Raw genomic sequence first — 11,558 nt, 5'->3', positions numbered from 1 at the left:
CTTTTCTCCCCCTGATTCTTTATTCCACGAGTGTGACACGATTGACGAACACTTCATATTCCTTCGTCGCATCAATCACATAGACATAATCGATACCTTCTTTGATTTTTCGTTTTTGATCACTAGCAATGTATTGATTCTTCGGAATGACCTCTAATTCGAAATCAATCTGCTTCGTTTCTCGATTGATGAACCGAACACGATTTTCGCGTTTCTCGATCGTTTCACGCGTCGCCCAGTTGGCAGGGAACCGCATGACGAAATTGTATTCTTGATCGATGTACTGCTCTTCTCGCAATTCGAACCCACTCTCGAGAAATGGCGGATTATCTGATCCATTCCATGTGTAGTATGCCGTGATGCGTGGTTTTGGTTCACCCTCACGCCCTTTACTGCCTTCTGGCGTATACTGATGACCAAACTCGACGATTCCGTCTTGATCGACATCTTTCGGGAAGGTATACATCGGTTCGACGATCTCATCGACCTGACCGAAACGAACCTGTTCCAATGTATCGTTCGCTAAACGGAATAATGCGATGTGCATTTTCGCATCTCGTGTATACGATACGATCAAGCCTTTATTTCGAGCGGCATTGATCGTATCGACTTCAAATAAATCATGTTCTGCGAATAAATCGCCATCCTGCGTTGAAAGTGTCGTCTCTTGGTGCTCTTTCGACAGGATGTCTTTATAATAGATCAAACGAGACGGACTGCCCTTTTGCAGAAGCACCATATCCCGCTCTCGATCTTGATTTAAATCAGCTACCGACAGACGATCATACCGATCGACTTTCGTGACGTCTCGTTGCTTCGATAGTAACTGCTCAATGATGTATAACGTATTTTCACCATAACTGGTAATCCCGATGACCAGATGGTTTTGTTTATGTCGTGCGTCAGTTATGACTTCGAGTCGATCGATGGCTCGACCGTCAGCTACCGTCTGTCGCGCCACGAGTCGCCATTTTTCGCCTTGTCGTTCATGGACGAGCAGATGAATCGTGAAGCGCCCGTCCTGCTCGCTACGGTAGAAGGTGATCGCTTCATCTTTACCGTTTCGATCTAAGTCGACGAGTTCGTATAGGCGGGATACCGCTTGATTTCGTGGCGCCACGATCTCTGCCTGTTTCGGCAAATCGCGGTCAATCCGTTCTTTCAACGACTGCTCCCATGCCGGAAGGGACGGATGTTCGAGTAGAGAGGCAGGATGCGGAAACATCGTACTGCATCCTGCTAATAATAGACTTGATATGATCATGAAGAGATATTTCATAAAGTTGGAATCCTTTCCGTACGGGCTCTGTTTCCACTTTATCATACTCTCTTCGAGGAGAGTATATTGTCGAATGGGACACAAGTTGTTACGATATACAGATAATTGAAAGGGGTTTGAATGTATGACGTATAAAATGATTGTTCTCGATTTAGATGATACCTTGTTGACAAGTGACCATACGATTTCACCACGTACGAAAGAAGCTTTACTCGCTGCGCAGCGACGCGGGAAGAAGGTCGTGCTCGCTAGCGGTCGTCCGACTTTTGCCATGCTCGACCTCGCAAAAGAACTGGAACTTGCACGCTACGGCAGTTACATCCTGAGCTTCAATGGCGCTTCGATCATCGATTGTAAAACGAACGAGTCGCTCTTCCTCAGCACGCTTTCCCCAGAGACGGTCCACCGCCTCGATGATTTAAGTAAACGGGAAGGTGTCTACATCCACACGTATATCGGAGATGAAATCCTGACAGAACAACCAAACGAGTATACGACGCTTGAAGGACAACTGACAGGCATGGAAGTCATCCCTGTCGCTGATTTTAAGGCAGCGATTCAAACACCTGTCGTTAAGTGTTTAATGATGGCAGAAGAGACGCACCTCGCGCGTGTCGAACAGACCCTTCAACAGGAACTTGCGGGTGAACTCGCGGTAGCTCGCTCGAAGCCATTTTTCCTTGAATTCACAGAAGATGGTGTCACAAAAGGCACAAGCCTTGCCTTACTGTCTGAAAAACTAGGAATCTCTCAAGAAGAAGTCATTGCTTGTGGAGACGGTAACAACGATCTATCGATGATTGAATGGGCAGGTCTTGGTGTCGCGATGGCGAATGCAGCCGATACCGTCAAAGAAAAAGCACAGTATATGACCGCTTCGAACGATGAAGATGGTGTTGCTCTCGTCGTCGAAAAATTCATGATGGATGAGGAACCGGCGATCTCAAGCCGCTAAGTAACTCAAAAAGCGTGTGTTCCGCATTCAACGGGACACACGCTTTTAATTTACGACAAACACCAGTCGATCGGCTCTCTTCCCTGCTCTTTCAGCCAAGCATTCGTTTGCGAATACGGTTTACTACCGAAAAATCCACGACTTGCGGATAAGGGACTCGGATGGACAGCTTCAAGAACAAGATGACGATCCGTATCGATCAGCGTTTTTTTACTCTTCGCATGATTTCCCCAGAGGATGAATACGATTGGTTGTGTCTGTGTTCCTAATACTTCGATGACCCGATCGGTAAACGGTGCCCAACCTTTTTTAGCATGGGATCCCGCTTTCCCTTCTTCAACCGTAAGCGACGTATTGAGTAAGAAGACTCCTTGTCGTGACCATGCTTCGAGATTACCGGATGTCGGAGTCGGACAACCGATATCCGAGACGAGTTCCTTATACATGTTTCGAAGGGATGGAGGAATCGGCACTCCGTCATGCACGGAAAAGCTGAGTCCATTCGCCTGACGTGGACCATGGTAGGGATCTTGCCCTAAGATGACGCACCGGACATCTTCTGGAGCGACCGCATCGAACGCATGAAAAATCCGCTCTTTCGGAGGATAGACGGTCGTCGTTTGATAGGCTTCCTTCAAAAAAGCCCACAATTCTTGAAAATAGGGTTTTTCCTTTTCTTCTTTTAACACGGTTTGCCAAGATGGATGCACGTGAATCCGCTCCTTTTTCAGTCTCAAGTCGCTGTTCGTCCGTCTTGATTCTGCTATGATGGATGATGAGGTGGAAAACTATGATTCAGACAAAACAAGTATTCGGACTACCATTCGTCGATGCGACACCTTCGCAATGGTATAGCCATATTAAAACAATCTTACACGAACGTGGAAAAGCCTTTCTTGTCACGGCGAACCCAGAGCTCGTGTTGCGTGCATTGCGCGAACCTTCTTACGATGCCATCTTACGACGGGCGACGTTCATTACACCAGACGGAATCGGTGTGACGGCTGCCAGTAAACGGATGGGCGCACCGCTCACTGCGACATTGCCAGGAATCGAGACCGCACGTGAACTATTGCGGACGGCAGACGCACTCGAGAAGCGTGTCTTTTTACTCGGTGGACGTCCGGAAGTCATGAAATCGTTGATTCGTCAGTTATCGATTCGGTTTCCGAATATCCACTTCGTAGGAACGTTTCATGGTTTTGGAAAGACAGAAGAAGCAACGCAAGCCATTACAGAAGCAGACGCTGATCTTGTTCTCGTCGCACTCGGTGCACCGAAACAAGAAGAATGGATCGCTTCCGTCTATGATCACGTCGATCATGGCATCTTCATCGGTGTCGGTGGTGCGTTCGACGTTTGGTCAGGACACAGTAAACGTGCGCCTAAATTATTTCGTCGACTGAAGCTAGAGTGGCTGTATCGCATCTCGACGCATCCTCGTGGTTTTGAGAAACTTAAAGACTTGTTGTTCTTCGTAACGCTTGTACTTCGCAAAAAATCAACGCTCTCTTGAGTGCACACAAAAAGGGCTGACTTAAAAAATGACGCGTCCTTTCACGCCCTTTCCTCAGGCGAGACACAAGCCAGTTTTTCCGCTTCATTCAAGCAGAAAAACGGGTCTTGTTTGTCTCTGACAGCGCAAAATCGCGCTTTTCCTGTAGGAGTGGCGTATGACGTGTCATTCTTTTTATCTCTGGAAAAAGGATAATCAGAGAATCGTTTTGTTCACTCGACATCGCTTCCTAGGGAAAACAAGCAAGAGCGACCCTGCAACGAAGTGAAGCGGCGCGATGCTTGTTCCAGGAAAACGATGCGAGATGAACAAAAAAGCGCAATCTTTCTCGTTAAGAGAAAAATTACGCTTTGTCTTCAGTCTCAAGGCTCCCGACACGGCGGGAGCCTTTTTGACGCTTATCTTATGCGTTGACAGTCGAGAATGAACGACCGAGTTCTTTCGCTTTAGCGATTGCTGCTTCTTTGATTTCTTCTGCTTTTTCTGGGTTCATTGCCATACCTTCGATGAAGAGTGCATCGTAGTCTGTTACACCAGTGAAAGCAAGCGCTTGACGGAGGTAGTCATCACCGAAGTTGAGACCAGATCCTGTGTAGACGCCACCTGTTGCTTGGATGTGGAGTGCTTTTTTGCCTTCCATCAAGCCTTTTGGACCTTCTGCAGTATAAGCGAATGTTTTACCTGCAAGAAGAACGCTGTCGATGTACATTTTGAGACGCGCTGGGAAAGAGAAGTTCCACATTGGTGTGACGAAGACATACTCATCTGCTTCCATGTATTGCTCGAGATGTTTTGTCATCGTACCGACTTTTGCGATCTCCACTTCTGTTAACTCTTCGCCTGTTGCGAATTTGCCCCATGCGCTTAGAACATCTGTATCGATTTCTTGGACTGTTTCGTTATATAGATCAAGAACTTCTACTTCAGCTGAAGGATTCGCTGCTTTGTAGCTTTCGAGGAATGCTTCACCGACTTGAAGGCTGAAAGAGTGTTCTGTAGCTTTCGGGTTAACAGTTACATAAAGTAATTTAGTCATTATTATTTCTCCCTTTTATTTAAAGTAAATTCTGTAACTAAACATACCAACCACCTTTTCGTTTGTCAATTAGTTTGACTTCCAAACGAATAAAAAAAGCTCAAGTCCGTGACCTGAGCTTTCTTGATCTTATGAGTGCTAATTCTTACACATTTTCGAGCGGCGTATAATGTTCGGCTCGTAAACCGATTCGTTTCAACTGATCAATCAACTGTTCCTTTTCAGAAACCGACAAATCGTTAAATAAGTCTGCTAAAAAGGCTTCATGTTTCGGGAATGTCTCTTCCATTAGTTCGCGTCCAGCTTCCGTTAATGTCCCAAACGTGACACGACGATCCGTCGCACATGATTTTCGCGCAATCAACCCACGCTTTTCAAGTTTATCCACGACATACGTCACACTTCCGCTCGTTAATAGAATCTTATCGCCAATTTGTTGTAGAGGCGTGTCCCCTTTGTGGTACAGCAATTCAAGAACTCCGAATTCTGATAAATTCAACTGATGTGTTTTGATGTCTGCCTTCACTTGCTCCGTCACCGCATGCATCGTCCGAGATAGAACAACGAGCATTTTTAATGCCAGCTTCGAGTCTGTCGATTCCATTTTACGTTCGCCCCTCTTTGTGTTGTATCGTCACAATCATAGACTTCTTTGTCTAACTGGTCAATTCTTGCTGAATTTTTCCAATCGATCCACTGCTCAAAAATAGTTCTTGCCGTGAAACGCGTTTCATAGCCTATCGTCTTGATATACACTAAAAAGGAGGTAATCATCATGTCGATTCATACACGGTTAACACAACTGTTTAAACGAAATGTTGCTTTTGAGTGGGCCATCGAACAATTGCATACACCAGCAGGCTATTATTTGTGTCAGCACACGTTGGTCGATCAATACCCTGATTTGTCTCCTCAAGAAAAAATAAGACTGCTCTCAAAAATCAATGAATTGGCTGAGCAGACAGCTCCATTCTCGGCTCCCGTCTCTCGACAGGATTGGCGCCGACTTGAACGACGATTATCTCGTAAGATGTAATCCAGGAGGGATGCGCGATGACGAACATCCGAGACTTGGCACGTGAAGCCAACGTGTCCGTTACGACAGTCTCACGTGTACTAAATGATCATCCTTACGTTGCGAACGAGAAGCGACAAACTGTTCGAGAAGCTATCGAAAAACTCGGATATATCCGTAATCAGACAGCTGTCCATCTATCGACGGGTATGACAAAAACGGTCGGAGTCATGCTTCCGTTCGTTGATCATCCATATCACGCTGCCATTCTTCAAGGCATCGCGCAAGCCGCCTTTGACGCGAGCTATCGGTTCTTGACGTGGCAAACGAATTATGTGGAAACGCATGAGCAACTGGCACTGGATGCGCTGGCGCAACAGGAAATCGACGCACTCATCGTCGTGTCGCACAGTCTTCCCTTATCAGCGATTTTATCGTATGAACAATATGGTCCGATCGTCTTTTGTGAACATCATGAAGATGTCGCTGCCGTCTATATCGATCACTATACGGCCTTTCAACAAGGACTTGCACATCTACGACAACAGGGACATACGAGCATCGGCATCTGTCTCGGACGACCGGACAGTACGAATAGCTTGGCGCGTAAACATGCGTATCAAGAGGTCGTACGTGACGAATTCGTCTATGAACAGACCTTGACGATTGAAGACGGTGCGACCGTCGCAAGACGCTGGATGCAACAAAAACAACGACCGACCGCTATCTTGACCGCAAGTGATCACGTGGCAGCTGGTCTCATCTTAGAACTCCGAAAACAAGGCTATCAGGTTCCTGGAGACCTGTCTGTCATTGGTTTTGATGGAAGTGAACTCGCTGAAGTCTTAGCGATGACGACGATCGCGATCCCTTATGCCACGATCGGGCGACATGCTTTTCAATTAACCGTCCGCGAAGATCTCGTTGCTCGTCCACAAATCGAAGTACCCTCGACATTCATTGCTGGAACGACTGTTCTTCCTCACACTTGAATCCATATAAAAAAGCGACGAGTTCATCGATTTGAATTCGTCGCTTCGTTTTGTTTAAAGAGTTCCTGCCGCTACATACCGTGATCCCCAGTAGCCACCACGGAACGATTCTTTGACGACTCTTCCATAATACGAGTTCGCATTGATCATCGTACCACCATCGACAGCGATTCCAACGTGTTGAATCCCACTTCCATGTGTAAAGAAGACGAGATCACCAGCGCCTGGTGCCGTACGTTTTGTTGCTGAGTATTGAGCCGCTGCCGTACGTGGGAGTGATTTTCCTAGTGCTTGATAAACGTAGCGTGTAAATCCAGAGCAATCAAAGCTAACAGGACCTGTCGCACCAAAAACATAAGGACGTCCTTTGAGACCTTCTGCTACCGAAACGATCGTTGATCCTGTTTTACTAAGACCTTTCGTCGCTTTAGCGTTATATGCTTTCGTGTATGTAGAAGCGATATATGCTGATTTTCCTTGATGACGGATTTGATACCATTCTTTGACCTGACCTACGACGGTTACAGCTTGTCCAAGTTTCAATTGCCCGACTCGTTTACTCGATACAGCAGCTTTTGCACGAATATTTAGCACATCCACTGACACCACTACTTTTTTACTTGTTGCAGCTTGCGTTGATGCTGGGACGAGTGTCCAACTACTGATGAGTAACGTTAAGGTTAACAAAACACGAGTGACAGCTTTCATCGATTCATTCTCCTCTTATGTATGAATGTTTTTTACGTCTGAATTGTCAGATAATTTCTGTATTTATCCTATCATGTTCCAGATTTTCATCATGTTACAGTTCTTTAACGCTAATTCTTTTTCGTAATACTTTTGTAACAAAATAAAAAAACAGGCTGTAGAACGGCTTAGGATAGCCATTTCTACATACCTGTCAGTTTGAGTCATTTAATCGTTTTTTCAAGAATCAATTGACTTCTTTTTACGGAAACGTGCTAAGAATTCATAGACGATTGGCACGATGAGGAGTGTCAACAACGTCGAACTCGTCAGTCCACCGATGACCGTCACACCTAACCCTTTTGAAATCAATGCGCCACCTTCGAGTCCAAGCGCAAGTGGTGCAAGTGCACCAATCGTCGCAAGTGCCGTCATCAAGATCGGACGTAAACGTGTACCTGCTGCATCGAGTAGTGCTTCACGCGTCGATAAACCTTCCGCTTCTTTATGAATGACACGGTCGATCAAGACGATCGCATTCGTCACGACGATTCCGATCAACATCAACGCACCAATCAAGGATGACACAGAAATCGTCTCTCCTGTAATCAACAGGGCAACCAGTCCACCGATGATGGCGAATGGAAGTGAGAACAAGATGACGAGTGGTGTCAATGCTCCTCCAAACGTAATGACGAGGACAAGATAGACGATCGCTACAGCTGCTGCCATTGCTAGACCAAGTTGTGTGAACGACTCTTGGATCTGCTCTGTGACTCCGCCTTGCTCATAAGAGACGCCTGTCGGACGATCAATGTTTTTGACGGACTTTTCAATCGCTTGAGAAGCCTCGGTTGCTTTATCCGTTTTTAGTTCTGCTGTAACGGTAGCGACGAGTTTTCCATCACGTTCGTTGAGCGAATCAGGAGTCGTTCCTTTCTTCACTTCAACGAAATCGGACAGTTTGCGCACTCCAAGCGGTGTCACGACATCTGTCTCTTCCAAATCTTGAACGGAATCGTATGTCGTTTGTTCGTTTGGAACGATGACATCGAGTTCCTTCCCATCTACCTTAATAGTAGAAAGTGGTTTTTCTTCTCCTTGGACATTAGCAATGCCCTGCGCAAGTTGTGCTGTTGAAACGCCGAATTCAGCCGCTTTTTGCTGATCGACTTCGAACGTATATTGCGTATACGCTTCTTTTAAATCTGTCGTTACTTTTCGAACATACTTCGATTCACCTTCGATCGCATCGACGAATTTCGGTGTTACTGCTTCTAAATCTTCAATATTATTCGCAAAGATTGAATACGAGACACCTGACGAAGCTGCGCCACCACTAAAATCTTGCTCTTTCCATTCTCCTGTCGGAATGTCAGCATTCAGCTGTTTGATGGCTGTCTGTTTAACATCTGCAAAATCTTCCGTGTCTGGATCGTATTGGACGATGAAGACCCCTTGTTTCGTATTCCCTGGATTCAATGGATTTTCTCCACCGACGGTAAACTGAAGATTATCGATATTTTTTTGTTTGTTGAAATAATCTTCTGCTTGATCAGCTGCTTTTAACGAATCATCCAACGTTTGACCTGGTTTTGGATTGTACGTGACGTAGAGTGTCTTTTCTCCTTCTTGATTCAAGAAGTTGACACCAATCGTTGGTACGAGAGCAAAACTACCGATTAAAAGCAAGACTGAAAGACCAAAGACGATGAGTTTATGGTTGAGAGACCAATTCAGCATACGACGATATCCATTCGCCAACTTTCCGCCCTCTTCTTTTTCCGGTTTTGGTGCTTTACCACGCTTAAAGAGCGAATCAGCGAACATCGGAACGACCGTAACCGCAACGATCAAGGACGCGAACAGTGCAAAGACGACTGTCAAAGCGAATGGTAAGAAGAGCTCACCAACGAATCCCGTAACGAACCCGAGTGGTAAGAAGACCGCGATCGTAACGACTGTCGACGAAGCGATGGGAATGAATACCTCTCGTGTTGCACTGATGATCAGTTCTTTTCCTTTTAACTTTTCCGTCGGATCCGTCAAACGGCGATAAATATTTTCGATGACGACGATGGAATCATCAACGACTCGACCAATCGCGACCGTCATCGCTCCGAGTGTCATGATGTTTAAGGAAATATCCATCTGCTTCAACACAAGAATGGCCATCAGAAGCGATAATGGAATCGAAATAACAGCGATGATCGTTGATTTAATGTTTCGTAAGAACAGCAAGATGATGACGATCGCAAATAACGCACCAATCAATGCTTTACTGATCATCGTCGAAACAGATTCCTCAATTGGTTTTCCTTGATCAAGTGTCACAGATGCATTGACCGAACCGTTTTCTTTTTCAAAGTCTTTGATTGTCTGCTTGACTGCATTGACGACATCGACTGTATTCGCATCTTGCGACTTCGTTACTTGAACCCCAATCGATCGTTCACCATTCGAACGCGAGATCGATTCCTCGATCCCTTTATCTTCAATCGTCGCGACTTGTGACAACGTGACAGTTGGTACTTGCGTTGGTGCCGTCTGTGTTGCCTGATCTGACGCCGCACTTGTCGATGGTGTCGTTTGGGATGCTGCAGGGGCTGACGATGGAGCTTGTCCTGCTTGTCCTGCTTGTCCTGCTTGTCCTGCTTGTCCTGCTTGTCCTGCTTGTCCTGCTTGTCCTGCTTGTCCTGCTTGTCCTGCTTGTCCTGCTTCAGGAGTATTCGATGCTGGTGGCGTATAGGGAAGACGAAGATCTTTTAATTCCTTGACCGTCGTTGCTTTCCCATCTAATACGACTGCTTGTTCCTTATCCCCCAACTCGTATAAGCCAAGCGCTAAACGGGAATCATTAGCTTGAATCAATTGTTTCGCATTCTCTTCGGTTAAACCGTAACGTTCGAGTTTTTTCTCATCGAAGCGAATTTCGATCCGGCGAATCTCTTGACCCGCGACTTGAACCGTCTGCGCCCCTTCGATTCCTTCAAGCTTCGGTTGAAGTTCGTTTTCAACGAGTTTCGTCAACTCAGACAGGGAACGCTCCTTATCCGAAACGGCAAAACCGATGACCGGGAATGCATCAAAGGAAATCCGTGATACTTGTGGTTCCTGAACACCTTCCGGTAATTCGACGTTTGAAAGAGCTTCTTTTACTTTTTGCTCGGCTTCTTCCATATCCGTACTGAAGTTATAGTCGATTTGTAGGTTCGATGCATTTTGGAAGGACGTCGAGCGTACAGTATCGACTCCTGATAAATTTTCGACCTTACTTTCAAGTTCTCGACTGACTTCATCTAGAACTTGTTCTGGTGTAGCACCTGGATAAATCGTCGTCACCGACACGGTCGGTGTCGTGATGTCTGGCAATGTCTCGAGCTTCATCGATGTTCCCGCATAAATACCAGCAACCGTGATGATGATCGTCATGAGCCAGAGGGCAAACTTATTGTTCACCGAAAATTGGATGATCTTTTTCATCGTATGGTTCTCCCTCACTCTTCAATTTGTTTATCTAGTCGTCGTGCACGTTCTATTAATTGCAGAATTAATCTTTGTCGCACATTTGGAGACGGTGCACCGAACTGAAAATGCTCCGACAATTTCAAACCGTCTAATGTAAAGCGAATCGACAATACTTCAACCGGATCCATCTGTTCTGTCAGTTGGCGAAAGAACTGCTCCGCTTGTCGCTTTCGTTCCTCGACGAACGTCGCATGATCCTTTAATAAGGACAACAAGTAAAGAAGCGCATCCATGTCGAGATGGAACTCCTCTTGTTGCTGGATTTGCAACGTCACGAACGCTTCCATCGGTCCCATCGTCAACTGATGCTGTTCATATAGTTTAAATTGTCGTGCTTCTTGCGCCTCGATGACCCCCATTAATAAAGCTTCCTTCGAAGCGAAATGATACAATAGTCCACCTTTTGAGACATTTGCTTGTTTCGCTACTTCTTCAAGCGTCAATTGGGTGAATCCTTGTTGCAAAATGATCGTCGTCGTGGCTTCAAGAATCCGACGACGAGTCTCTTGCGCTTTTGCACTGGCCAATAGTCTCCCCCTTCCCTCATATT

11 protein-coding genes are annotated in these 11,558 nt (G+C 45.9%); 4 read left to right on the top strand and 7 right to left on the bottom strand.

Translation table 11 applies throughout. The features are described 5' to 3' along the window. Positions 1-19: 19 nt before the first annotated feature. Positions 20-1,279: a hypothetical protein gene (locus tag N179_RS11480; protein ID WP_244150233.1), complete on the bottom strand. Its 1,260-nt coding sequence runs from the start codon at positions 1,277-1,279 to the stop codon at positions 20-22. 124 nt (positions 1,280-1,403) lie between these two features. Between N179_RS11480 and N179_RS11475 the strand changes: the two genes are divergently transcribed. After that, positions 1,404-2,234: a Cof-type HAD-IIB family hydrolase gene (locus N179_RS11475; protein ID WP_058265670.1), complete on the top strand. Its 831-nt coding sequence runs from the start codon at positions 1,404-1,406 to the stop codon at positions 2,232-2,234. Positions 2,235-2,284: 50 nt separating this feature from the next. Here the strand turns inward: N179_RS11475 and N179_RS11470 are convergent, their stop codons facing one another. Beyond that, positions 2,285-2,944, bottom strand: coding sequence for a uracil-DNA glycosylase (locus N179_RS11470; protein ID WP_174316705.1), 660 nt, complete (start codon positions 2,942-2,944; stop codon positions 2,285-2,287). 80 nt (positions 2,945-3,024) lie between these two features. Between N179_RS11470 and N179_RS11465 the strand changes: the two genes are divergently transcribed. Beyond that, a complete protein-coding gene (locus N179_RS11465; RefSeq protein WP_075642909.1) occupies positions 3,025-3,750 on the top strand; it encodes a WecB/TagA/CpsF family glycosyltransferase in 726 nt (241 codons plus the stop codon). Between the two features lie 403 nt (positions 3,751-4,153). On the opposite strand, the gene N179_RS11460 is transcribed toward N179_RS11465, so the two are convergent. Both N179_RS11460 and N179_RS11455 read right to left on the bottom strand, forming a co-directional pair. Then, a complete protein-coding gene (locus N179_RS11460) occupies positions 4,154-4,786 on the bottom strand; it encodes an NAD(P)H-dependent oxidoreductase (protein ID WP_023469709.1) in 633 nt (210 codons plus the stop codon). A gap of 145 nt (positions 4,787-4,931) precedes the next feature. After that, complete coding sequence (locus tag N179_RS11455) at positions 4,932-5,390, bottom strand: MarR family winged helix-turn-helix transcriptional regulator (protein ID WP_023469710.1); 459 nt, start codon at positions 5,388-5,390, stop codon at positions 4,932-4,934. A gap of 171 nt (positions 5,391-5,561) precedes the next feature. Here N179_RS11455 and N179_RS11450 point away from each other — a divergent pair, with 171 nt between their 5' ends. After that, a complete protein-coding gene (locus N179_RS11450) occupies positions 5,562-5,822 on the top strand; it encodes a hypothetical protein (RefSeq protein ID WP_023469711.1) in 261 nt (86 codons plus the stop codon). Positions 5,823-5,839: 17 nt separating this feature from the next. Beyond that, positions 5,840-6,793, top strand: a complete 954-nt coding sequence (locus tag N179_RS11445) for a LacI family DNA-binding transcriptional regulator (protein WP_075642908.1) — start codon at positions 5,840-5,842, stop codon at positions 6,791-6,793. Between the two features lie 54 nt (positions 6,794-6,847). On the opposite strand, the gene N179_RS11440 is transcribed toward N179_RS11445, so the two are convergent. The 3 genes from N179_RS11440 to N179_RS11430 all read right to left on the bottom strand — a co-directional run bounded on the left by N179_RS11440 (position 6,848) and on the right by N179_RS11430 (position 11,535). Next, a complete protein-coding gene (locus N179_RS11440; protein WP_050678422.1) occupies positions 6,848-7,501 on the bottom strand; it encodes a C40 family peptidase in 654 nt (217 codons plus the stop codon). Positions 7,502-7,720: 219 nt separating this feature from the next. Next, a complete protein-coding gene (locus N179_RS11435) occupies positions 7,721-10,963 on the bottom strand; it encodes an efflux RND transporter permease subunit (protein ID WP_075642907.1) in 3,243 nt (1,080 codons plus the stop codon). 14 nt (positions 10,964-10,977) lie between these two features. Continuing rightward, a complete protein-coding gene (locus tag N179_RS11430) occupies positions 10,978-11,535 on the bottom strand; it encodes a TetR/AcrR family transcriptional regulator (RefSeq protein ID WP_075642906.1) in 558 nt (185 codons plus the stop codon). Positions 11,536-11,558: the final 23 nt, after the last annotated feature.

It is taken from the genome of Exiguobacterium indicum HHS 31 (genome assembly GCF_001939065.1).
In the GTDB taxonomy this organism is placed as follows: domain Bacteria; phylum Bacillota; class Bacilli; order Exiguobacteriales; family Exiguobacteriaceae; genus Exiguobacterium_A; species Exiguobacterium_A indicum.
This window is presented reverse-complemented; position numbering and strand designations above follow the sequence as displayed.